This is a genomic window from Kitasatospora sp. NPDC114501, assembly GCF_055633695.1.
The window spans coordinates 221878-244724 of sequence record NZ_JBVKDS010000010.1 but is presented as its reverse complement, the minus strand read 5'-3'; the positions used below and the strand labels follow the sequence as shown (position 1 = coordinate 244724).

Below are 22847 nucleotides of genomic sequence, written 5' to 3'. Positions count from 1 at the left end.
GCCGGCGCGGCGCGGAGGCCGGCTCAGTCCAGTTCCCGCGCGTGCCGCGAAAGCGCGGATGTGGCAAGGGAGTTGTGCACGCTGAACGCCACCGTCCCGGGCAGGTAGCGGTCCTGGGACCACTCCACCGGCGTGCCCGTCGGGTCGGTCGTGCGGCGCCGCTCCCGCAGCAGCGGACCGCCCCGGCGGCAGCCGAGCAGCCGGGCGTCCTCGGCGTTGGCCGGGACGATGTCGATGGTGTGGTCGGCGTCGGTGAACAGGATGCCGTGCTCGCGCAGCACCTCGGTGTGCGAGACCACGTCCGGCGGCAGCTCGGCGACGATCTCGCCGACCCGCGGCGGGTAGACGGTGCGTTCGACCATCACCGGCGTGCCGGACAGCGTCCGCAGCCGGACGATGACGTACACCTCGGCGCCCGGCTCCAGGCGCAGTTGCTCGCGCTCGGCGGCGTCGGCCGGGCGGCGCACCAGCGAGTCCAGGATGCCGCCGGGCTCCTCGCCCATCGAGTACGCCCAGTGCGTGAAGCTGAGCAGTTCGGAGAAGCTCTGCACCCGGGCGCCGCCGAGCACCACCCGGCGGGTGCCGCGGCGGGAGGTGACCAGTCCGTCGGAGCGCAGCACGGCGAGCGCCTGGCGGACGGTGCCCCGGGAGACGCCGTACTGCTCGGCCAGCGCGCCCTCGGCGGGCAGCCGGCCGGCCTCGCCGAACGCGCCGGTGGTGATCGCCTCGCGCAGGTCGGCGGCCACCTTCCGGTACAGCGCGCCGGGACGCTCGGCCGGGCTCTCCCCCGAGGCCGAGGGGCCCCCGGCTGCCGGGCGCCCCTCGGCCTCGGGGCGCTGGGGCTCAGTTGCCACGTCAGTCAATGTCCCTCCTGGGGCGGTGTCCTGCGCAGCCGTACCGGCGCGGACAGCCCGACCTTATCCCGCTGCGCCTTCGAAGCATCGCACCGAACGGATCGCGCTCCGATGGCCGGATTCCACCGTTCCCGCAGCCGACCCCGGTTCTGGGCCGTCCGTTCACCTTCCCGTCACCGGGCTCCGGCGTACTTACTGCCGTCAGCGAAGTTGGCTAGTCAACTCGGACGACGTCGATCGATCGCTCACCCCGGCCGGTCCGCCGCCCTTCGCGAGACGCACGCCCGCGGACCCCCCGCGAACGCCCCTCGCAGTACGCCCCCTTAACAGGAGACTTCCCCGTGACCGTGCACCGCGCCCGCGCCGCCGCCTTCGCGGCCGTCCTGACCGCCGCCGCGCTCTCCCTCACCGCCTGCGGCTCCGCCGGTTCGAGCGCCAAGTCCGGCGACACCGCCAAGGGCGGCGCAAAGGACGCCAAGACGGCCACCTCCGCCGCCGACTTCGGCGGCATGGACGGCCTGGTCGCCGCCGCCAAGAAGGAGGGCAAGCTGCACGTCATCACGCTGCCCCGGGACTGGGCGAACTACGGCAGGATCATCGACAGCTTCAAGGCGAAGTACGGCATCGAGGTCGAGGAGGAGAACCCGGACGGCTCCAGCCAGGACGAGATCAACGCGATCAACTCCCGCAAGGGCCAGGACCGCGCCCCCGACGTGGTCGACCTGGGCAGCGCCTTCGCCCTCCAGGCGGTCAAGGACGGCATCCTCGCCCCCTACAAGGTGGCCACCTTCGACAAGGTGCCGGACACCATGAAGGACGCGAACGGCGCCGCCGTCAACGACTACGGCGGCTACGTCTCCATCGGCTGCGACGCCAAGAAGATCGCCAACTGCCCGAAGACCTTCGCCGACCTGCTCAAGCCGGAGTACAAGGGCCAGGTCGCCCTCAACGGCAACCCGACCAAGTCCGGCTCGGCCTTCGGCGGCGTCTACGCGGCCGCGCTCGCCAACGGCGGCTCGCTGGACGACATCCAGCCCGGCATCGACTTCTTCGGCAAGCTGAAGCAGTCCGGCAACTTCAACCCGGTCGAGTCGACCCCGGCCACCATCGAGAAGGGCGAGACCCCGATCTCGATCGACTGGTCCTACCTGAACGCCGGCTACACCGACGAGTTCAAGGACAAAGGCGTCGACTGGAAGGTCTCCATCCCGGTCGACGGCTCCTACGCCCAGTTCTACAACCAGGGCGTCAACAAGTGGGCCCCGCACCCGGCGGCCGCCCGCCTGTGGCAGGAGTACCTGTTCAGCGCCGAGGGCCAGAACCTCTTCCTCGGCGGCTACGCCACCCCGTCCACCTTCGAGGCGCTGAAGAAGGACGGCAGCCTGGACGCCCCCGCGGCCGCCAAGCTGCCGACCGTCGAGAAGCCGTTCACCACCTTCCCGACCGTGGACCAGATCAACGCGGCCAAGAAGGTCGTCACCGAGAACTGGACCAAGGCCATCGCGGGCTGACACCCGCGCCACGCACCGTACTTCGGGCTGAGAAAAGGCACTCATGACCACGGCTCCCACCCCGGTGCCGACCACCCCCGCCGCCACCGCCCCCGGTGGCGGCGCGGGGGCGTCCGCCACCGCCACGACCTCCCCCACCACCACTCCCGCCCCGCGGCGCCGCCCGCTCGCCCGCCTCGGCGGCGCGTCCTGGCTGGCCGCCGTACCGCTGCTGCTGTTCTTCCTGATCGGCTTCGGACTGCCCACCGTCGCCATCGTGATCGGCGCGTTCACCACCTCCAGCGACGCGGAGACGGGCGCCGGGCAGTTCACCCTCGACAACCTGACGGCCTCCGTCCAGGGCGGCTACCGGACGGCCATGCTGAGCAGCCTCAAGCTCTCCGCACTGACCGCGCTGCTCGCCACCGTGCTCGGCCTGCCGCTCGCCCAGGCCGTCGTCACCTCCCGGCACGGCTGGCTGCGCCAGGCGGTGCTCACCGCCTCCGGCGTGCTCGCCAACTTCGGCGGCCTGCCGCTCGCCTTCGCGTTCGTCGCCACCCTCGGCAACGCCGGCGAGATCACCAAGCTGCTGCACCTCACCGACCACGGCTGGTCGCTGTACTCCTTCACCGGCCTGACGATCGTGTACCTGTACTTCCTCGTCCCGCTGATGGTGCTCACCATCACCCCGGCCCTGGACGGCCTGCGGACCCAGTGGCGCGAGGCGGCCCAGAACAACCGCGCCACCGCCCTCCAGTACTGGCTGCACGTCGCGCTGCCGATCCTGCTGCCCTCCCTGCTCGGCGGCTTCGTGCTGCTCTTCGGCAGCGCCTTCGCCGCGTACGCGACGGCCGCCGCCATGGTCGGCGCGACCGTCCCGCTGGTCAGCCGCTCGATCGCGGACGCGCTCTCCGGCAACGTGCTGGTCGGCCAGGGCAACCTCGCCCTCGCCCTCAGCCTCGACATGATCGTCGTGGCCGTCCTGGTGATGGCCGTGTACCTCCCCCTCCAGCGCCGGAGCGCCCGATGGCTCAGCTGACCACCCCCGCCCGCCCCGGCCGACGCACCGTGCGCTGGTGGCGCGGCGCCGTGCTGCTGCTCGCCGGCGTCTACTTCGCCGTCCCGCTCGCGGCCTCCTTCTGGTTCTCGATCGACGACCCCGAGGGCATCAGCTTCGACGCCTACACCGGGCTGCTCTCCGCCCCCGGCTTCCTGGACAGCCTCTGGCTGACCCTCGGCCTCGCCCTGGTCACCGTCGTGGTGCTGCTGCTCCTGCTCGTCCCGGCGCTGATCGCCGTCCGGCTCGGCTCGCCGAAGCTGCGCCCGGTCGTCGACGTGCTCTGCACCCTGCCGCTGGTCGTCCCGCCGGTCGCGCTGACCGCCGGCCTCATCGGCGTGCTCCGCTGGGGCCCGGACCACCTGATGGACACCCCGTTCTTCCAGACCTTCGTGTTCATCCAGGACCCGGACTTCCCGCTGGTGCTGGTCATCGCCTACGTGCTGATGGCCCTGCCGCTCGCCTACCGCGCCCTGGACGCCGGCCTGCGCTCGGTGGACGTGCGCACCCTGGTCGAGGCCGCCCGCAACTGCGGCGCGAGCTGGCCGCGCGCGGTGTCCACCGTCGTCCTGCCCAACCTGCGCGGGGCCCTGCTGAACGCCTCCTTCCTCACCCTGGCCCTGGTGCTCGGCGAGTTCACCGCCGCCTCGATCCTCGGCTTCCAGCCCTTCCCGGTCTGGATCTACTCGGTCGGCAACAGCCAGGCCCACATGTCGGTCGCGGTCTCCATCCTGAGCCTGCTGCTCACCTGGCTGCTGCTGCTCCTGCTGGCCACCGCCGGGCGCGAGCGCCACGCCAAGACCGCCACCTCCTGAAACCCCCCGGAGTCACCAGTCATGACCACGGCCACCGCCACCGCCACCGGCGTCCCGCTCTCCACCGGCAGCGCCACCGTCGAATTCCGCTCCCTGCGCCGCGCGTTCGGCGCCACCACCGCCCTCGACGGCCTGGACCTGACCGTCCGGCCGGGCGAGCTGCTCGCCCTGCTCGGCCCGTCCGGCTGCGGCAAGACCACCGCGCTGCGCATCCTGGCCGGCTTCGAGCAGCACGACTCCGGCGAGGTGCTGGTCGACGGCCGGGACATCACCGCGATCCCCGCGCACAGGCGCGACGCCGGCATGGTGTTCCAGTCCTACAGCCTCTTCCCGCACCTGACCGCGCTGGACAACGTCGCCTTCGGGCTGCGGATGCGCGGCACCGGCAAGGCCGAGCGCCGCAGGCGGGCCCAGGAGCTGCTGGAGCTGGTCGGCCTGCCGCACCGCGCCGAGCACTACCCGCACCAGATGTCCGGCGGCCAGCAGCAGCGCATCGCGCTCGCCCGCGCGCTCGCCCTCCAGCCGCGCGTGCTGCTGCTGGACGAGCCGCTGTCCGCGCTGGACGCCAAGGTCCGCCTCCAGCTGCGCGAGGAGATCCGCCGCCTCCAGCAGGAGCTGGGCATCACCACCCTGTTCGTCACCCACGACCAGGAGGAGGCGCTGTCGATGGCCGACCGGGTCGCGGTGCTGCGCGCCGGGAGGCTGGAGCAGTGCGCCGCCCCGTCCGAGCTGTACGGCCGGCCCGCCACCGCCTTCGTCGCCGAGTTCGTCGGCACCATGAGCCGCATCCCGTGCACCCGCACCTCGGACGGCGTCGAGGTGCTCGGCCGCCGGCACCCGGTGGACGGCACGGTCCCGGCCGACGGTGAGCTCCAGGTGCTGGTCCGCCCGGAGAACGTCGCCCTGACCCCGGCCGCGGACGGCCCCGCGCTGGTGGTCACCGCCTCCTTCCTGGGCGCCGTCACCCGGCTCACCGTCCGTCTGGACGACGGCACCGAGGTCAAGGCCGACCTGCCCACCGAGGCCGCCGCCGCGCTGCCGGCCGGCGCGCGGGCCGCGCTCACCCTGCCGGACCGCCCGGTACTGGTGGACCGCCGCGCCGCCTGAGAGCCTCGTACCTCCCCGCTCCGTCCGAAGAACCACCGGAAGAACCACCGAAGGTACCGCCATGCCTGACACCGCCATGCCCGACTCCAGCGGGCCCGCGCAGCCCGCCCTGCCCGCCGCCGTCCTGTTCGACATGGACGGCACCCTGGTCGACACCGAGCAGCTGTGGTGGCGGACCGCCGCCGAACTCGCCGAGGAGCTGCACCACCCGCTCACCGACCGGGACGCCCCCGAGGTACTCGGCCAGGCCGTCGAGCACACCGCCGCCCACCTGCACAGGGTCAGCGGCACCGCCCTCGCCGAGGCCGAACTCGCCGCCCGGCTGGGCGAGTCCTTCGCCGCCAAGGTCGCCGCCGAGACGGTGCCGCGCCCCGGCGCGCTCGCCCTGCTGGCCGCGCTGCGCGACGCCCGGGTGCCCACCGCGCTGGTCTCCGCCTCCCCGCGCCGGGTGGTGGACCTGGTGCTGTCCGCCATCGGCCGGGACTGGTTCGCCGTCACCCTGGCCGCCGAGGACACCGAGCGCACCAAGCCCGCGCCCGACCCGTACCTCGCCGCCGCCGAACGGCTGGGCCTGGACCCGGCCGTCTGCCTCGCCGTCGAGGACACCCCGACCGGGGTCGCCTCCGCCACCGCGGCCGGCTGCGCCGTGCTCGCCGTGCCGTCCACCGCGGTGCCGATGCCGAGGGGCGAGCGGGTCACCCTGCTCGCGAGCCTGGAGCTGGCCGACCCCGCCCTGCTCGGGAAGCTCGCCGCGGCCGGCGCGGTTCGACCCTGACATGCCCTATCTCCTGCTCGCCCTCGCCATCATCAGCGAGGTCTGCGCCACCAGCTGCCTCAAGCTCACCGAGGGGTTCACCCGGCTCTGGCCGAGCCTCGGCGTCGGCGTCGGCTACGCGCTCTCCTTCCTGCTGCTCGGCCGCGCGCTCAAGCACATACCCGTCTCGATCGCCTACGCGGTCTGGTCCGGGGCCGGCACCGCGGCGGTCGCCGGGATCGGCGTGGTCGCCTTCGGCGAGTCGCTCGGGAGGCTCCAGTGGCTGGGCATCGCGCTGGTGATCGTCGGGGTGGTCGTGCTCAACCTCAAGGGCGGCCACTCCTGAGGCTCCGCCACCTCCGGTACGGCCTCCGGCGCCGCCGATACCACATCGTACGTATACGCCTCACGTCGGGGCCGTCGGCGTCAAGAGTGCGTCGACGGCCCGTAAAGGTCGCGCAAACATCCTGCCTCCGACCCCCGCAGGGGCGATCATCGACGCACTGGTCGGGGCTATGCTCACCCGGTCCGACAAAAGACGCATCGGGGGGCGAAAGTGTCCGACTTCAAAGTCAGTACCGAATTCCTCACCAAGCTGGCCCAGGACCTCAAGGGCTGCGGCGACGAGCTCGAACAGGGGCTCAAGGCCTTCGAGGCGGCCGGCCACACCGGCACCGGCTTCGACTTCCTGGACGAGGCCTGCGGGCACTTCAAGGACAAGTGGCAGTTCGGCCTGAAGAAGGTCCGCGAGTGCGTCAAGGTCCTGGACCAGGGCCTCGAGCAGGTGCAGAAGAACTACGACGGCACCGAGCAGAGCATCGTCAAGGTCCTGGCCCCGGCGGCGAAGTCGTGAGCGCCCCGACACCGCCGGCGCCCGACTGGTCCGGCCTCGGCTTCAACCCCACCCCCGGCGACCCCGCCGCCGTCACCGCGCTCAGCAACGGCCTGCGCCGGGTGGGCCAGCACCTGAGCGGCGTGCACACCACGCTCGCCCAGCTCTCCAACAACCAGGGCGAGTGGACGGGCGACGCGGCCAAGCAGTTCGCCACGCAGTTCGGCAAGCTGCCCGGCTACCTCCAGGACGCCTCCGACTCGATCACCGCCGCCTACACCGCGCTCGACGTCTGGTACAAGGCGCTGACCGAACACCAGCCCAGGGCCGCCGAGTTGGCCGCCTCCGCGGTCGCCGCCAAGAAGAAGAAGGAGGAGGCGGAGAAGACCCACAGCGCCGCGGCCGCCGCCCCCGACCTCCGACTGGCCGGGCAGCACTTCCCCGACGACGCCAGCCTCGCCGCCGCCGAACAGCGCTACAACAAGGCGAAGAGCCACCTGGACACGGCCGCCGGACTGCTCACCAGCGCCACCAACGAGCTGGCCGGCCTCCAGAAGCAGGCCCACGAACTGGCCGGCACCCACAAGTCGGACGCCCGGAAGACGGCCGAAGCCGTCCGCAAGGCCGCCGACAGCAAGGCCCCGCCGGAGCCGGGCTGGCTCAGCAAGGTCGGCAACTGGTTCAAGAACCACGGCGCGGACCTCCTGACCGTGGCCTCGGGCATCTGCGGCGTCGCGGCCATCTTCTGCCCGGCGTTCGCGCTGCCGGCGATCCTGCTGAGCGTGGCCGCCGCGGGCTGGCACGCAAAGCAGTACGGTGTCAGCGGGCTGGTGCCGACCAGCATGAAGAACCTCGGCAACGACCTCACCCTGGCCGGCGACCTCCTCGGGGCGCTCCCCGGAGGCGCCCTCCTCAAGGGCGGGATCACCGCGTTCAGGGGTGCCCGGGCCGCCGAAGGCGGGGTCAAGGCCGTGGGCGCCGCGGCCAAGGAGGTCCGCACCGCCGCCAGGGCGATCGACCCGGCCAACCCGATCTTCACCACCACGATCGAGAAGCCCGCCATGAAGCTCGGGCTCTCCAAGGCCGCCGCGATGAACGTCTCCGACGGCGTGCAGGCGACGAGCGGCCTCGCGCTCACAGCCCCCACCGCCGCCGGCCTCTTCACGGACAACCCGAGTCCGGGGCTGAGCGCCGCGATCAACTACACCACCGGCGGCGGAACCGCGCTCAACGGTGCCGGAGGCGCCATCGGCGGCAGCGGCAAGGGCCGGATCCTGCCCGCACTGCTCGGCGGCGGCAGTGCGGTCGTCACCGGCGTCTGGGGAGTCGGCCATGACTGACACGACCGCCCCGTCGTTCTGGCTCTCCCTGCCCGAGGGGTTCACCGAGATCGACCTGTCCGAGGATCCGGGCGACCGGATGAGCCGGATCGTGGACGGACTCGAAACGCTCACCGATGCCGGCCCGGAACAGAAGCTCGGCATCGCCGTCTCGGCCGAACTCGCCCTCCAGGCACAGCTGCGCGAGGGCGCGGTCCACCTCTCCAACTGCCTGGTGGAGACCGAGGAAGGCGAGATCGTCCAGGGCATGTTCAGCCTGTTCCTGCGCGAGCAGGAGAAGGGCGCGCCAGGTACCTATCCCCAACGCGTCGCGGAGGAACTCGCGGCCGCCTGGCCGGACGCCGACGTCGATGTCCTCGACTTCCCCCTCGGCCGGGCCGCCGTGACCGTCCGTGACCTGGCCGTGCCCGTCTCCGGGACGGCCTACGGGCTGCCGGGATCGGGCGTCTCGACCGTCCGCCAACTGGAGGCGCTGTTTCCGCACCCGTGGAGCCCCCACGTGCTCGCCGTCGTCTTCACCACTCAGCACCTGGACTACTGGGACGGCTGGTCGGTCCTGGTGGGCGCCGCCATCAGCGGGATCTCCTTCTACCCTCCGCTCGACGAGGCACGGAACGCCCTGCCGCCCGAGCGGCGGGACAACATCCGGAAGGCCTTCGGGTGACACTCGACCAGGCCGCCCCCGTGACGGGCGGCAAGCCGCCTTCGCTGCGCCGCGGCGCCGTTCTGGTGCTCGCCCTGACCTGTCTGTCCGTCGGTGTCGTCCTCGCGTTCGTGTACGTCGGCACACTCCTGGCCTTCGGCCTGGGTGCGCTGTACCTGGTCGCGGCGGGCGTCGGACTCGCGAAGCTCAGTGCTCCGGGGATCAGCCCCGACTACAAGAACGTCAGCGGCGGGCTCCTCATCATCTTCTTCGCCCTGCTCCTCGCCACCGGCGCGGGCGCCGACGTCTGGCGCAACCACGTGCTGGGTTCGGGGCGGGACATGGAGGCGACGGTCGTCGCCGAGCACCTCGACACCTCGGTCCGCGGCACGAAACGGTCGTACGACCTCTCCGTGAACGGCGAGGCGGTCCCCGGCGGGCGCCTGGCGCCGGACAGCCGGCGCTTCAGCCCCGGCGACCACGTCACCGTCCGGATCGACCCGGCCGGCCGGGTCGCCCCCAAACTGCCCGGGGAGGCCGGTTCCCCGGCCTCCCTGTGGAGCGCGATCGGCATCAACGCGGGTATCGCCGTGTTCGTGCTGTGGTTCGGCCACGACAGCGGCAAGCCGCCCCGGACGCCGCGGCCGCCCGGTCCGTGGCGCGAGCGGATGCGCCGGCTCGACGGGCTGCCGCTCACCGCGGCGGCGACGGCGGTCTCGGTGCCCTGGCTCCTCTGCTTCCTGCTCGTCCAGACCCGCCTCGGCTTGGCCCTGATGGTCGCGATCCCTTACCCCCTCGCCGGATTGGCCGCCTTCGGCGCCCTCGTCCGCGACGAGGACCGGAAGCGGCCCCAGGGCCTCGTCCTCCTCGCGGTCGGCCTGGTCTTCACCGCACTCGCCCTGTTCCTCTGACCGACACCGACCGCCCTGGCGGCCCTCCCCGCAACGGGCGGGCACCGCGCGGTGCCCGCCCGTTGCGGGGTGCCGGTCAGCCCAGCAGGGCGGGCAGTTCGGCGATCGAGGCGAGGACGTGGGTCGCGCCGTCGGCCCGCAGGCGGGCCTCGTCGTGGGCGCCGGTGAGGACACCGGCCACGACCGTGGCGCCGGCCCGGGTGCCGGTCAGCATGTCGTAGCCGGTGTCGCCGGCGACCGCGACCTGACGTACCGAGTCGGTGCCGGTGCGCAGCAGGGCGGTGAGCACCAGGTCGGGGTACGGGCGGCCGCGGCCGGCCTCGGCCGGGCAGAGGGTGAGGTCGGCGACGGACTGCCAGCCGAGGGCGTCCAGGATGCGGTCCTGGGTGGTCCGGGAGAAGCCGGTGGTGAGCACCACCTTGCGGCCCTGGCCGCGCAGTTCGGCGATGGCCTCGGCGGCGCCGGGCAGCGGGGCGCAGTGGCCGGCGCCGACCAGGTCGTCGTAGGCGGCCTCGAAGGCGGCGTTGGCCAGCTGGGCCTTCTCCTCTTCGCCGAACAGGTGGCGGAAGACGGAGATCTTGGACTCGCCCATGGTGGCGCGGACATGGGCCAGCATCGGGTCGAACTCCGGGCTGCCGGCCTCGACGCCGAGCTTCGCGGCGGCCGCGGTGAAGGCCTGCTCGACCAGGCCGTCGTCGGCCACGGTGGTGCCGGCCATGTCGAGCACGACCAGGCGGATGTCGGTAGTCACAACAGTGTTCCTCACAGGTTGGCGAGTTCGGCGGTGGTCTCGGCGATGGCGGGCGAGCAGGTCATGCCGCGGCCGCCCGGGCCGGTGACCAGCCAGACGCCGTCGCGCACCCGTTCGCGGTGGACGACCCGGGTGGGGTCGACGCACTGCGCGTACACCCCGGCCCAGCGGCGGCGGATCCGCGGCATCGGGCGGCCGAGCAGGTCCTCGACGACGCCGACCAGGTGGTCGTACGGGTCCTCGACGACGTCGAAGCCGAACGGCTGGTCGTACTCGTGGGTGTCGCCGACGGTCAGTCCGCCGTCGCGGCGCTGGACCATCAGCAGCTGCATCCGGTGCTCGGCGGCGACCGGCGGCTGCGGCTGGGTCTCGCGCAGCCGGTCCAGGGCGGTGCCGGCGAAGGCGGGGTAGTAGCGGAAGCTGTCGCCGTCGGCGACGGAGGTGGTCAGGGTCTCGCCGAGCGGGTCGGTCTGCATCATCTGGAGCCAGACCCGGCGGACCGGCAGGGCCGGGGCGAGCTCGCGGACCAGGCCGCCGAGCCAGGCGCCGGTGCAGAGGACCACCAGGTCGCCGGTGTGGACGTCGCCGTGGTCGTCGCGGACGGCGTTCTCGCCGACCACCTCGCGCACCTCGCGCCCGGGCAGGAAGGTGTACCGGCCGGTGGACTCCAGGTACCGGCGCAGCGCGGGCTGGGCGGTGCGGGGCTCGACGGCGGCGTCGCGCCCGCACCACAGGGCGCCGAGCAGCCTGCCGCGCAGGGCCGGGTTGGCGGCGCGGGTCTCGTCGGGGTCGAGCAGCCGGTAGCCGCGGGCGGCGGCGTCCGGCAGGGTCAGGGCCTGCTCGGCGACGGCGAGTTCGGCCTCGGTGCGGATCGCGGTGAGCGAGCCGTTGGCCCGGAAGCCGAGGTCCGGGACGCGGGCGCCGATGGACTCCCACAGTTCGCGGGCCCGCAGCGCGGTGTCCAGTTCCTCGCCCTGGGCCCGGCCGCTGACCCAGACCAGGCCGAAGTTGCGCACCGAGGCGCCGCGCGCCTCGGTCTCGCGCTCCAGGTGGACGACCTCGTGGCCGCGCTCGACTGCCTGCCAGGCGTGCATGGTGCCCAGCACGCCCGCTCCTACGACGATGACTCTCATGCGGCCAGACTGGTGCGCCCAGGTGTCCGAGGGGCGTCGGCGCGCCGTCCCGCAGATGAACCACCTGAAAAGTTGTACAGACAACCCACTGGACATCCCCTGGCGGCTACGACCGCACCACCCGCGCCCGCAGGTGGTTGCGCCGCCCGAAGTCCGGCTCGTCCACCGCCGTCAGCCCCTCCACCCGGAACCGGTACAGCGCCGCCGCCCCGCCGCCGGTGCGGATCTGCCGCCGGACCTCCTCGTCCTGCGCGAAGGCCGGGCAGCGCCCCTGGTAGGCGGCCGGCGCCGCCTCGGCCAGGTGGTGGCTGTGCCGGGTGGAGCGCTCGCTGACGAAGCAGAGGACGAGGTCGTCGTCGTACGCGAAGAAGGCCGGGTCGGCGTGCGGGCCGTGCTCGTGGCCCGCGGTGGCGAGGGTGAGCGCCATGGCCTCGGCCAGCAGCCCCTCGACGCCCTTGCGCGGCAGGTCGCCCGGCCAGTCCCCCCGCGTGATGTCGAGTCGGTACGGCATTCGGCACTCCCTCCGCCGGCACGCCCGGCGCCCGCGCGCCCGAGCACGACTGAGCCGGGCGCGGGCGCCTCCCGGAGGAGGCCCCGCGCCCGGCTCACATGCTCCACCCGTCGTCCGAAACCGGACAAGGGGCGGACGGGCCACGGAACGGCGACGGATACGGCACGGCCGTGCGGCGCGGACCGGCGGCGCGCCAGGGCCCCGCGGCGCCCGGGGTCAGTACCGCTGCGCCCGGTACGCGGAGTGGCCGTGGCTGACCAGCGGCAGCTCCCCCGGCCCGAGCAGCGGCCGCAGCGCGCCCGCCCGCATCCGGTCCACCAGCGGTCCGCAGCGTCCGGCGAGCGGCGTCAGCACCACCGCGACCAGCAACCCGACCAGCGCGCCCACCGCCACGTCGTGCGGGTAGTGCACGCCGACCCAGACCCGGGAGGCGGCCATCAGCGCCGCGAACAGGACGGCCACCCAGCCAAGCCGCCGGTCGACGAACCAGAGCGAGGCCGCGGCGGCGAAGGCGATCACCGAGTGGTTGCTCGGGAAGGACCAGTCCCCGGTGCCCGGGCAGGTCTCCAGCGCGACGCTGCCGGGGATCTGCGCGCACGGCCGGATCTCCTCGACCGCGCCCTTGAGGACCGAGTTGACGCCGTACGCGACGACCACGATCACCGGCGAGGCCAGCACCCTGGCCATCACGGCCGAGTCCGCGCCGCGCGCCCGCCACCAGGCGAGGACCATGAAGACCGCGAACAGCCCGAGGCCGAACGCCGACCAGACCTTGATCAGCTCGTCCAGCCAGTGCGGGGCCGACTGCGCCCAGCGGTTGACCCGGGTGTACAGGTCGCCGTCGATACCGCTGCCGTCGTACACGGCGAGCACCCGGGAGGGCATCACGCGTCACCTCCGTGACGTCGCGCCCGACGGGCGCGAAACAGTTCGAGAACATTGGGGGAGTACGGAGACAACTACTACCAGACCGATGATCGGCAGCAGATATCCGTCGATTCCGGGTACCGACGAACCCGGCCGCTGCCCGGCACGTGCCCGGCGAGCGCCCGACGCACCCGGCGCGCACCACGGCGACGCCGACCTCCCGTACGGCGGACCTCCCGTACGTTGGGGGCGGTTCGCACGGAAGCCCGTCCGGGACCGTCTACAGTTCCGTAGACGGTCGACATGACTGTAGACGAAACCTGGAGGACGCGCCGCCATGCCCGACGTACCGTCCGCCCGCCGGCCCGCCGGGGAGCTGGAGGCCGAGGTACTGGCCGCCCTCTGGTCCGCCCGGCGGCCGATGACGCCGCAGGACGTCCAGGCCGCGCTCGGCGGGGACCTCGCCCGCACCACCGTCGCCACGATCCTGGGCCGACTGTTCGACAAGGGGACGGTCGTACGCACCCGGGCCGGCCGGGCCTACGCGTACACCCCCACCGTCCAGGACACCGCGGGGCTCGCCGCCCGCCGGATGCACACCGAGCTCGGCCGCGGGGCCGACCGCTCCACCGTGTTGGCCCGGTTCGTCTCCGACCTCTCCGCCGAGGACGAGCAGCTGCTGCGCGACCTGCTCGGCGACGACACCCCGGGGGCGGACCCCGCGGCATCGGGCACCGCGGGGCCGGACGGGCCGGGAGCGGCCGGCCGATGATGTTCGCCGTCTGGGTCCCGCTGCTGCTGCCCTTCCCGGCCGCCCCGCTGGCCCGCCGCCTCGCCGAGGCGCTGCCGCCGCGGGCCGCCGCCTGGATGCTGGCCGCCAACGCAGCCGGCCTGGCCGGCGGCACCCTCTGCTCGCTCGGCCTGCTGGCCGCCGACGGGCTGCTCCGGCTCCCGCCGGTCGCCGCCCTCGGCCACCTCTCGCTGCCCTGGCTCACCGCGGCCGCCCCCGACGCGCCGTTCGCGGCGGCGCCGGCCGCCCTGGCGCTCGTGGTGCTCGGCGCGCTGGCGCTGCGCACCACCCGCCGGCGGCTGCGGGAGCTGCGCGCCGCCCGGGCGGCGCTCCCGGTGGGCGGGCAGCGCGCGGAGCCCTCCGACCACCCCCGGGCCGACCTCTCCGACCCCGGTCCCGACCTCTCCGACCCCGCCGACGGCCACCGTACGGACCGCACCGGCGCCCATCGGCCGGGCCGCGCCCCCTCCCCTGCCCAGCATCCGGACATGCGCCCCCCGCGCGCCTCCGTGCGCCGGTCCCGCCCCCGGGCCTGGCCGACCGCCCTGCCGCGGCCCGCCGCCCGGCTCCGGCGCACCGCGCTGCTGTGGCCCGCCGTCCTGCGGCGACCCGCCGACCACCCGCTCACCGTCCTGGACGACGAGCGCGCCGACGCCTTCGCCCTGCCCGGTCGCCCGCCCCGCCCCGGCCGACCGGGCGAGCCCGGCCGGATCGTGGTCACCTCCGGCATGCTGCGCGCCCTCGGCGGCCCCGAGCGCTCCGCCCTGCTCGCCCACGAACGGGCCCACCTGACCGCCCGCCACCACCTCTTCCTCGCCCTCGCCGAGCACGCCGCCGGCATCCACCCGGCGCTCCGCCCCCTGCGCGCACCCCTCCGGTACCACCTGGAGCGATGGGCCGACGAGGTGGCGGCGGCCCGGGTCGGCGACCGCGCCGTGACCGCCCGCGCGGTCGGCCGGGCGGCCCTGGCCGCGAGCCGTTCCCCCCGGCCGGGCCGCCCCCGGCTGGTCGCCGCCGCCCACGCCGGCCCGGTGCCGCGCCGGGTCGCCGCCCTGCTCCGGCCCCGCCCGGCCACCGCCCCCCGCGCCCGGCTGCGGGCCGCCGCCGTGGCCCTGGCCGCCACCGCCTGCCTCGCGCTGAGCGCCTGCGCCGGCCTGGAGGCCACCGCCGACCTGCACCACACCGTGGAGGCGGCCCAACAACAGCGCTAGGTCCCACGCCCAGGACCCCCGCCTCCCGGCGCCGTCGCCGGGCACGGCCCCCGTTTCGTACCGCCCGGTATGCCGACTTGCCGGACCCCGTCCCCAGCGGCCCACCGCACCCGTACGCTTTCGTCAGCGCGTCGGCCCCGACGCGTCCTCGAACGGCGGCGAGGAGCGGAACGAGTGCGGCAGACCGGACGGCAGTCCCGACGACCAGAGCGCCGCACCCCGCCGACCGCGGCGGAACTGGCCAAGGTCCACGACCGTACCCTCGCCGACGCCGCCGCCCGGGAACTGGCCGCTCCCGCCCGCACCGAGGAGGCCGACGTCCCCGGCCGGCTCGACCCCCGCCCCGAGATCGGCGACTCCTGGGCCCGGCTGCGCCGCCTCGGTCTCGACCCCGACACCGGCGCCGCCGCCGTCCTGCTGGGCCCCGGCGAAATCGAACAGCGCCGCCGCACCAGCGGGCTCGACCCCGTCCTGCCGGTGCTGCGCGAGACCCTGCTGGAGGTGGGCGGCGCGGCCCCGCTGCTGCTGGCCGTCGCCGACGCCGAGGGCCACGTGCTCTGGCAGGAGGGCGAGCGCGGCCTGCGCCGCAGCGCCGACCGGATCGGCTTCATCACCGGCGCCCGCTGGGTCGAGGAGAGCGTCGGCACCAACGGCATCGCGGTCGCCCTGCGCACCCAGCGCCCGATGCACGTCCACTCCGCCGAGCACTACCTGCGCAGCCACCACTCCTGGACCTGCGTGGCCGCGCCGGTGCGCGACCCCGGCACCGGACAGCTGGTCGGCGCCGTCAACCTGAGCGGCCCGGCGCACACCGTCCGCCCGTACCTGCTCCAGCTCACCGCCACCGCCGCCCGGCTCGCCGAGACCGAGCTGCGCGCCCACCGGCTGGAGGCGCTGCACCAGCTGCGCGCCCTGGCCGCCCCGCTGCTCGCCCGGGTCGGCGGCCCGGCCCTGGTGGTGGACGCGGCCGGGTGGACCGCCGCCGCGGCCGGGCTGCCGCCGCCCAGCCGGCTGCGGGTGCCCAGCGAGGGCTGGACCCCGGCCACCGTGCACTGGGTGCCGGGCCTCGGCGAGTGCGTGCTGGAGCCGCTCGCCGACGGCTGGCTGGTGCGCCCGGTCCGGCCGGCCGAGGAGGACGGCGCCGGCACGGTGACCGCCGAACAGGCCGAGGGCGCCCACCTCCGGCTCGACCTGCGCCGCCCGGACCGCCCCGAGCTGTCCGTCCGGGGCGCGTCCGACAGCTGGTCGCACCCGCTCAGCCCGCGCCACGCCGAGCTGCTGCTCCTGCTCGCCACCGGACGGGAGGGCAGCACCGCCGCCCAGCTCGCCGAGGCACTGTTCGGCGACGCGGGTCGGACGGTGACGGTCCGCGCCGAGCTGTCCCGGCTGCGCCGCTACCTGGGCGGGCTGCTGGCCCACCGGCCGTACCGGATCGCCGAGTCGGTGCTGGTCACCGTGGACGGGCCGGACGACCCGTACGACCTGCTGCCCGCCTCCTCGGCCCCGGCCGTCCGGCGGCTGCGGGCCGCGCTGGCCGCCGGGGCGGCCCGGCTGCCCGGCGCTCCGCCACCCCTCCCGCCGCCGCGCGTCGCCGAGTCGCCGGAGCGCCGCTGACGGCCCGTCCCCGCCGCCCGGCCGCCCCACACCGCCCTCGGCGCTTCGCGGGAGGTGTCAGCCGTCGGCGAGCAGCGCGGCCAGATCGGCGTCGGTGGGGCCGCAGCGGCGCTCCTGGTGCTCGGAGACCAGCGCGTAGGTGCGGTCCAGCCAGGCCTGCACCCTGGGCTTGGAGGCCTCCAGCAGTGCGCTGCCGTGCGGGGACTCCAGCGCCAGGTGCAGCGTCGCGCCGTGGCACGGGCAGTACGCCGGCCACAGTTTGACGTCGCCCTGGCCGCTCAGCGTGCACAGGCCGTCGCGCAGCAGCTCGCGCGAGAACACCCAGTCGGCCTCGTCCGGCCGCCCCAGGTGGAAGGTCAGCAGCACCTCGTACGGGCGCGCGGCGTCAAAGCGGAACCGGGTGCGCACCTCGCCGACCACCTCCTCGCCCAGCGAGATCCGCAGGAACAGGACCTCCTCCTCCACCGCCGCCGGAGCGGCGGTGGAGCCGACCCCATCGCCGCCCGTGGGGGTGGCGGCGAGGGGTGCACTGGAGGCTGCGGACAGCGGGTCGGGCGGCATGACGGTCTCTCCGGGACGGCGTGGGATGTCCTCAGCCTGCGTCACGCCCGGTGCGGCGGGCAAGGGTTGCAAGGGGGTTGCATCAACCCCCGGCCGGGGCGGCCACCCCTTGCCGGGCTCTATCAGACGGAGCGTCAACTTCCGTGCGGGGACCGGCCGTCCACAAAGCGAAGGGGCCGTCCGGGATGCCGCCGTCCCGCTGGTACGCTCTCCCCCTCCCCGCGCGGGCCCGCGCGGAACCCGGCCCGCCTGCGGCCGGAGCCGGGCCCGGCGGCGGCGCGTGGGAGAATACGGCGACGCGACGGCGGCTTCGGGGAGGGAGGGGTCCGTTGGCTGTGCGCGAGGACACCGCGCGGGACGTACGGCACGAGCCCGAACGGCAGGGCCGGCACGGTCGGCCGCGCCCGTTCGGCGGCCTGTTCCGGCTGCCCACCGTGCGCTTCTCCGGCGCCGCGATGGCGATGTCCACCGTGGTCGGCATCAGCATCGCCACCACGCTGCTGCTCAACGAACAGCAGGGGATCGGCCGCCGGGCCGGCGTCGCCCGGGTCGGCAGCACCCCGCCGCCCACGCCGGGCGCCGACGACCAGGCCGAGGCGGTCTCGGCGCAGACCCCGACCGACGGCCCGTCCTCCGCCGCCTCCGGCCGCCCCACCGCGGGCCGGCCCTCGGCTCACGCGTCCGGGCAGGTCCCGGCACGCCCCTCGGGGGCGGCCGCGCCGGTCGCCGCCACCCCGCCCGCGCCCCGCACCGCGGGCCCCGGCACGCCCCAGACCGGCGGCCAGACCTCGGCCGGGCAGGACGCTCCGGCCCCCGGCACCCAGCTCACCGGTACCGAGGCCGGCGGCCCGGCCCCGACCGGCGCGTCGGCCTCCCCCTCCCCTTCGGTGCCGGCCCCGGGCTCCGGGCAGACCGGCTACGCCCCGGCCGGCTCCGGCCTGGCACCGAACGTCCCCGGGCCGCGGCCGGGCGGGCCCGCGTACCCGGCGCCCGCCGCACCCCTCCCGGACACCGTCGGCGCCGCCGGCGCCCCGGACGAGGGCGCTGCGGCCGATCCCGGCACCGCGCCGGACGCCGACCACGCGCTGTCCGGCGCCGCCCTGCTCTCCCCGCTCGGCCGCGACGGTCTGCGCCACCAGCTCGCCCTCGCGGTGGCCGAGCCGGTCACCGCCTTCCAGGCCGAGTTCCGACTCGCCCCGGGCGAGTCGGCCCCCGGCACCGGCGCCGCCTGGACCGACCTGCCGGGCGCCGTGGTGACCGCCCAGCAGGAGCGCGGCACCCTGGTCTACCGCTTCACCACCCCGCCCGGCACCGACGTCCGGCCCGGCCACTACACCTTCTCGGTCCGCGGCGCCCGTCCGGCCGCCGAACCGTCCGTCACGGTGCGCAAGGCGGCCCCGGCGGAGAGCTGGAACGTCTCCGCCTTCGCCCTCGACCACCCCCGCGCGGTCGCCGCGCTCGGCGGCTTCGGGCCGGTGCCGCCGTCGGCCGCCGAACCGTCCGCGCCGACCCGTGAGCCGGACGCCGCCCCGGACATCACCCCGGCCGCCGCTCCGCCCACCACCCAGGCCACCGCGGCGCGCTGACCTGCCGACGGCCGGGTGTAACAGTCCTCCGACGATCCGTCGGTAGGCCGTTCCCGGCGGGCGCATCCCCGCACCCTCGTTCGTTACTGTGAGCAGCACCCGGCCCGGCGTCCCCGTGGGCCCCGGCCGGGCCGCCGTTCCGCACCCGAGGAGGAGTCCGTGTCCACCGTCCTGACCCAAGGCGGCAACGCACCGCTGACCGCCGCGCGAGTGACCGTCGAGGTCGCCGCGCCCAAGGCGCTGGACGTCTCCGGCCTGCTGCTGACCGATGCCGGAAAGGTCCGCTCGGACGACGACTTCGTCTTCTTCAACGCCCCGAACGGCCCCGGCGTCAGCCACCGCCCGGCCACCGCCGGCACCCCGGACGCGATCACCGTCGACACCCGGGCCGTCCCGGCCGGCATCACCAAGATCGTGGTCACCGCGAGCCCCGCCGACCAGGTCTCCACCTTCGCCGGGATGGAGCCCACCGCCACCGTCCGCGACGCCGACACCGGCGAGGTGCTGGTCACCTTCACCCCGCCGCGGCTGGGCCTGGAGACCGCGCTCATCGTGGTCGAGGTCTACCTGCGGGGCGGCGCCTGGAAGGTGCGCGCGGTCGGCCAGGGCTACGCCGACGGCCTGGCGGGCATCGCCACCGACTTCGGCGTCTCCGTCGAGGACTCCCCGGCCCCGGCGCCGGCCCCCGCCGCACCGGCCGCGCCAGTCGCACCGGCCGCGCCGCCGGCCCCCGAGGCCGCGGTCGCCCCGCCCGGCCCGCTGGACCGGACCGTCCAGCTCCCGACCCCGCCGGCCGCACCTCCCGTCCCTCCGGCGCCTCCCGCACCTCCCGCACCGGGGACCGCCCCGGTCGACCCGCGGATCGCCCTCGTGACCGGCCAGACCGCCGTCCCGGCCGCCCCGCCCGCGGCTCCCCCGGCGTCCGCCGAGTCCCCCGCTCCGGCCGCCCCCGCCAAGATCACCCTGGACAAGGGCCGGGTCAACCTGGCCAAGGGCAGCTCGGTCTCCCTGGTCAAGAACGGCCGCCCGTTCCTCTCCTCCGTCCGGATGGCCCTCGGCTGGAAGTCCGCCGCCCGCGGCCGCGACGTCGACCTGGACGCCTCCTGCCTCGCCTTCGACGCCCGGCACAAGCGGCTGGAGACGGCCTGGTTCATGAAGCTGAACATCTTCAACGGCGCGATCTCCCACTCCGGCGACAACCTGGTCGGCGGCGGGGGCGGCGACGACGAGGTGATCACCGTCCACCTGGAGGGCCTGCCGGCCGAGGTCCACGGGCTGGTCTTCGTCGTGAACTCCTTCTCCGGCCAGAAGTTCACCGACGTGCGCGACGCCTACTGCCGCCTGCTGGACGCCCGGACGGAGGAGGAGCTGGTCCGCTTCGACCTCACCAACTCCGAGCCCCATACCGGTGTGATGATGTGCAAGCTGGTCCGCCGCCCGGGCGGCGAGTGGGAGATGACGGCGCTCGGCGAGTACGTCGACGGCAAGACCGCGCGGGCGATGATCGAGCCCGCCGCCGCCGCGCTGTAGCCCACCGGCGTCACCCTGGCGCCCGCGAATTCACCCCCCAGAGGCATCAAGTCGTCCCTCCGGCGACTCGATTGACTCTCCGGGGGGTGAATCGCACTCTCCCCCGCACCCCGAGGAGGAGAGCCGTGCCACGTTTCCTGTCCCGCCTCGCCGTCGCCGGCACCGCCACCGTGCTCGCCGCCGCGCTGGTCACACCCACCACCGCCCAGGCCGCCACCCGGCCCGGCGACCGCGCCACCGCACTGCGGTGGACGGCCCTCGGCGACTCCTACACCGCCGGGGTCATCGAGGCCACCGGCGCCGAGACCGAGCCGCGCGACGGCTGCGCCCGCACCGTCCGGTCCTATCCCGAGATCCTCCGCCGCGACCTCGGCTCCCTGGTCGAGCTGCGCAACGTCAGTTGCAGCGGCGCCACCACCGACAGCGTCCACGTGAACGCGCAGTCCCCGCTCGGCCGTCCGCTCCCACCGCTCGGCACCGACCCCAACGGCCCCTACCCGCCCGTCCCGCCGCAGATCGACGCCGTCGACCCGGCCACCGACCTGGTCACCGTCGGAGTCGGCGGCAACGACCTGGGCTTCGCCGAGATCCTCAAGAGCTGCATCGAACTCGGCGCCGTCCAGCTCGGCCGGGGCACGCCCTGCAAGGACAAGTTCGACGCGAGCCTGCCCGACCGCCTCGACCGGCTGCGCAACGACTACGACCGGATGCTGACCGCGCTGCACGCCAAGGCGCCGTCCGCCAGGGTCCTCACCGTCGGCTACCCGCACCTCGTCCCCGAGGACGCCGCCCGCTGCCAGTACGGCAACCCCCTGCAGTTCGGCACCTTCACCACCGGCGACCTCGCCTGGGCCCGCACCGCGCTGCTGGAGCCGCTCAACGCGGTCATCGCCCGGAGCGCCGCCGCCCACGGCGACACCTTCGTGGACCTCTACCCCGCCAGCGCCGGCCACAGCGTCTGCGACGCCGACCACTGGCTGGACGGCGTGCTGACCAGCGTCCTGCCCCTCAAGTACGCCGTGGTGCACCCCAACGCCACCGGCCAGGCCCACACCGCCGCCCTGGTCGAGGACGCCGTCCTCGGCAGCTGACCGGCCGCCGCCCGCGCCCGGCGGGCGGGAGGGCGGCGGAAAACCGCTGGCCGGCCCGCCCGCCGGGGCCCATCCTGGTCCGATGCCCATCGACATCCGCGAGGCCGCCCCCGAGGACTGGCCCGCCATCTGGCCGTTCTTCCGTACGATCGTCGCCGCCGGCGAGACCTTCCCCTACCCCCTGGACATGCCGTCCGAGCTGGGCCGGGAGTGGTGGATGCTCGCCGCCCCGAACCGCACGGTGGTCGCGGTGGACGAGGACGGGCGGGTCCTCGGCACCGCCACCATGAACCGCAACCGTCCCGGCAACGGCTCGCACGTGGCCAGCGCCAGCTACATGGTCGACCCGGCCCACCACGGCCGGGGGATCGGGCGGGCCCTGGTCGAGTACACCCTCGACTGGGCCCGCCGGTCCGGCTTCCGCGCCATGCAGTACAACGCGGTGGTCGCCAACAACCACCACGCCGTGAAGCTCTACGAGTCGCTCGGCTTCGAGATCGTCGGCACCGTCCCCGAGGCCTTCCACCACCCGGTGGACGGCTACGTCGGCCTGCACGTCATGTACCGGCCGCTGTAGCCCCCTACTCCTCGATCGCCCCGCCGACCCGCCGCAGGTGCTGCCGGAAGCTGTACGCCGGGTCGGCGGCGCGCCGCTCCAGGTAGTCGTCGAAGGCGGTCTGCCGGCGCAGGGTGTCCCCGGCGGCGATCCGCGCGGCCTGCGCGCGCTCGGTCCGGGCGATCGCACCGGCCGTCTCCAGCACCTCGGCGACCCGGTCGGCGGGCACGAACAGCACCCCGTCCGCATCGGCGAACACCACGTCCTCGGCGCTCACCAGGTGCGGCCCGAACCCCGCCGTGAGCAGCGCCTCCGGCTCCCGGTCGTCCAGTCGCACCGGCCCGAGCGGCAGCGCCCCGTAGCTGAACACCGGCAGCCCGATCTCCCGCAGCTCGGGGGTGTCCCGGTGCAGCCCCCACACCACGATCCCGCCCACCCCGGCGGCCCGCGCCTCCAGCACCGCGAGGTCCCCGATGCAGGCCTCGTCGGTCCGCCCGCCGTTGTCGACCACCAGCACGTCCCCGTCCCGGGCCGCCCCGTACGCCTCCAGGAACACGTCCACGCTCCCGTAGTGCCGCACCGGCAGCACCCGCCCCGCCACCCGGGCCCCGGGCACCACCGCCCCCACCCCCGCCGGCGCCACCCGCAACCCCACCCCGAGCCGCACGCAGGCATCCGCCACCAACGGCGTCGACAACCCCTCGAAGGCCTTCAGCATCCCCAACTCCTCTCACCGGAAGCCCAGTTCACCAGCCCGGATCCTATGCCCGGCTTCAAACTCACACCATCGAGTGAAACTCCGCCGCATACGGCCTGCCCCCGCCGAGCAGCGAACAGCGGGAC

24 protein-coding genes are annotated in these 22847 nt (G+C 74.9%); 17 read left to right on the top strand and 7 right to left on the bottom strand.

What is annotated here, in order from left to right:
• Nucleotides 1-23: 23 nt before the first annotated feature.
• On the bottom strand, nt 24-854 hold the full coding sequence (locus ACZ7RU_RS20625) for a GntR family transcriptional regulator (protein WP_470342362.1): 831 nt from the start codon (nt 852-854) through the stop codon (nt 24-26).
• A 341-nt stretch (nt 855-1195) separates the two neighbouring features.
• On the opposite strand from ACZ7RU_RS20625, the gene ACZ7RU_RS20620 reads away from it, so the two are divergent.
• The 10 genes from ACZ7RU_RS20620 (at nt 1196) to ACZ7RU_RS20575 (ending at nt 9803) form a co-directional block, all read left to right on the top strand.
• Entirely contained in the window at nt 1196-2365 is a 1170-nt protein-coding gene (locus tag ACZ7RU_RS20620; RefSeq protein WP_470342361.1) for an ABC transporter substrate-binding protein, read from the top strand.
• A gap of 43 nt (nt 2366-2408) precedes the next feature.
• Nucleotides 2409-3383: an ABC transporter permease gene (locus tag ACZ7RU_RS20615; RefSeq protein WP_470342360.1), complete on the top strand. Its 975-nt coding sequence runs from the start codon at nt 2409-2411 to the stop codon at nt 3381-3383.
• The gene (locus ACZ7RU_RS20610) at nt 3371-4216 is read left to right on the top strand and encodes an ABC transporter permease (RefSeq protein ID WP_470342359.1); all 846 of its coding nucleotides are present in this window, start codon (nt 3371-3373) and stop codon (nt 4214-4216) included. Before ACZ7RU_RS20615 ends, ACZ7RU_RS20610 begins: the two co-directional genes overlap by 13 nt.
• 21 nt (nt 4217-4237) lie before the next feature.
• Nucleotides 4238-5323: an ABC transporter ATP-binding protein gene (locus tag ACZ7RU_RS20605; RefSeq protein ID WP_470342358.1), complete on the top strand. Its 1086-nt coding sequence runs from the start codon at nt 4238-4240 to the stop codon at nt 5321-5323.
• A gap of 61 nt (nt 5324-5384) precedes the next feature.
• Nucleotides 5385-6098 carry an HAD family hydrolase gene (locus tag ACZ7RU_RS20600; RefSeq protein ID WP_470342357.1) on the top strand — a complete coding sequence of 238 codons (714 nt, stop codon included), beginning with the start codon at nt 5385-5387 and terminating at the stop codon, nt 6096-6098.
• Nucleotide 6099: 1 nt separating this feature from the next.
• Nucleotides 6100-6423 carry a DMT family transporter gene (locus ACZ7RU_RS20595; protein ID WP_470342356.1) on the top strand — a complete coding sequence of 108 codons (324 nt, stop codon included), beginning with the start codon at nt 6100-6102 and terminating at the stop codon, nt 6421-6423.
• A gap of 210 nt (nt 6424-6633) precedes the next feature.
• The gene (locus ACZ7RU_RS20590; protein WP_470342355.1) at nt 6634-6930 is read left to right on the top strand and encodes a hypothetical protein; all 297 of its coding nucleotides are present in this window, start codon (nt 6634-6636) and stop codon (nt 6928-6930) included.
• Entirely contained in the window at nt 6927-8249 is a 1323-nt protein-coding gene (locus ACZ7RU_RS20585; protein ID WP_470342354.1) for a WXG100 family type VII secretion target, read from the top strand. Before ACZ7RU_RS20590 ends, ACZ7RU_RS20585 begins: the two co-directional genes overlap by 4 nt.
• Nucleotides 8242-8913: a hypothetical protein gene (locus ACZ7RU_RS20580; protein WP_470342353.1), complete on the top strand. Its 672-nt coding sequence runs from the start codon at nt 8242-8244 to the stop codon at nt 8911-8913. Before ACZ7RU_RS20585 ends, ACZ7RU_RS20580 begins: the two co-directional genes overlap by 8 nt.
• Nucleotides 8910-9803: a hypothetical protein gene (locus ACZ7RU_RS20575; protein ID WP_470342352.1), complete on the top strand. Its 894-nt coding sequence runs from the start codon at nt 8910-8912 to the stop codon at nt 9801-9803. Before ACZ7RU_RS20580 ends, ACZ7RU_RS20575 begins: the two co-directional genes overlap by 4 nt.
• Before the next feature lie 76 nt (nt 9804-9879).
• Here the strand turns inward: ACZ7RU_RS20575 and ACZ7RU_RS20570 are convergent, their stop codons facing one another.
• The 4 genes from ACZ7RU_RS20570 to ACZ7RU_RS20555 form a co-directional block, all read right to left on the bottom strand.
• Nucleotides 9880-10554 carry a phosphonatase-like hydrolase gene (locus ACZ7RU_RS20570; RefSeq protein ID WP_470342351.1) on the bottom strand — a complete coding sequence of 225 codons (675 nt, stop codon included), beginning with the start codon at nt 10552-10554 and terminating at the stop codon, nt 9880-9882.
• A gap of 11 nt (nt 10555-10565) precedes the next feature.
• Complete coding sequence (locus tag ACZ7RU_RS20565; RefSeq protein WP_470342350.1) at nt 10566-11687, bottom strand: TIGR03364 family FAD-dependent oxidoreductase; 1122 nt, start codon at nt 11685-11687, stop codon at nt 10566-10568.
• A 106-nt stretch (nt 11688-11793) separates the two neighbouring features.
• Nucleotides 11794-12198: a hypothetical protein gene (locus ACZ7RU_RS20560; protein WP_470342349.1), complete on the bottom strand. Its 405-nt coding sequence runs from the start codon at nt 12196-12198 to the stop codon at nt 11794-11796.
• Nucleotides 12199-12414: 216 nt separating this feature from the next.
• Nucleotides 12415-13083 (bottom strand): phosphatase PAP2 family protein, encoded by a 669-nt coding sequence (locus ACZ7RU_RS20555; RefSeq protein ID WP_470342348.1) that lies wholly within the window; start codon nt 13081-13083, stop codon nt 12415-12417.
• A gap of 319 nt (nt 13084-13402) precedes the next feature.
• Between ACZ7RU_RS20555 and ACZ7RU_RS20550 the strand changes: the two genes are divergently transcribed.
• The 3 genes from ACZ7RU_RS20550 to ACZ7RU_RS20540 all read left to right on the top strand — a co-directional run bounded on the left by ACZ7RU_RS20550 (nt 13403) and on the right by ACZ7RU_RS20540 (nt 16680).
• Entirely contained in the window at nt 13403-13837 is a 435-nt protein-coding gene (locus ACZ7RU_RS20550) for a BlaI/MecI/CopY family transcriptional regulator (protein ID WP_470342347.1), read from the top strand.
• Nucleotides 13834-15066, top strand: a complete 1233-nt coding sequence (locus tag ACZ7RU_RS20545) for a M56 family metallopeptidase (protein WP_470342346.1) — start codon at nt 13834-13836, stop codon at nt 15064-15066. Before ACZ7RU_RS20550 ends, ACZ7RU_RS20545 begins: the two co-directional genes overlap by 4 nt.
• A gap of 174 nt (nt 15067-15240) precedes the next feature.
• On the top strand, nt 15241-16680 hold the full coding sequence (locus tag ACZ7RU_RS20540; RefSeq protein ID WP_470342345.1) for a GAF domain-containing protein: 1440 nt from the start codon (nt 15241-15243) through the stop codon (nt 16678-16680).
• A gap of 57 nt (nt 16681-16737) precedes the next feature.
• Here ACZ7RU_RS20540 and ACZ7RU_RS20535 read toward each other — a convergent pair whose 3' ends face one another.
• A complete protein-coding gene (locus ACZ7RU_RS20535) occupies nt 16738-17241 on the bottom strand; it encodes an SsgA family sporulation/cell division regulator (RefSeq protein WP_470342344.1) in 504 nt (167 codons plus the stop codon).
• 329 nt (nt 17242-17570) lie between these two features.
• On the opposite strand from ACZ7RU_RS20535, the gene ACZ7RU_RS20530 reads away from it, so the two are divergent.
• The 4 genes from ACZ7RU_RS20530 to ACZ7RU_RS20515 all read left to right on the top strand — a co-directional run bounded on the left by ACZ7RU_RS20530 (nt 17571) and on the right by ACZ7RU_RS20515 (nt 22025).
• Complete coding sequence (locus tag ACZ7RU_RS20530; protein WP_470342343.1) at nt 17571-18827, top strand: hypothetical protein; 1257 nt, start codon at nt 17571-17573, stop codon at nt 18825-18827.
• Nucleotides 18828-18998: 171 nt separating this feature from the next.
• Nucleotides 18999-20357, top strand: a complete 1359-nt coding sequence (locus ACZ7RU_RS20525) for a TerD family protein (RefSeq protein ID WP_470342451.1) — start codon at nt 18999-19001, stop codon at nt 20355-20357.
• Between the two features lie 125 nt (nt 20358-20482).
• Complete coding sequence (locus ACZ7RU_RS20520; RefSeq protein WP_470342342.1) at nt 20483-21448, top strand: SGNH/GDSL hydrolase family protein; 966 nt, start codon at nt 20483-20485, stop codon at nt 21446-21448.
• 88 nt (nt 21449-21536) lie between these two features.
• On the top strand, nt 21537-22025 hold the full coding sequence (locus tag ACZ7RU_RS20515) for a GNAT family N-acetyltransferase (RefSeq protein ID WP_470342450.1): 489 nt from the start codon (nt 21537-21539) through the stop codon (nt 22023-22025).
• 4 nt (nt 22026-22029) lie between these two features.
• Here ACZ7RU_RS20515 and ACZ7RU_RS20510 read toward each other — a convergent pair whose 3' ends face one another.
• Nucleotides 22030-22722 (bottom strand): RraA family protein, encoded by a 693-nt coding sequence (locus ACZ7RU_RS20510; RefSeq protein WP_470342341.1) that lies wholly within the window; start codon nt 22720-22722, stop codon nt 22030-22032.
• Nucleotides 22723-22847 lie beyond the last annotated feature (125 nt).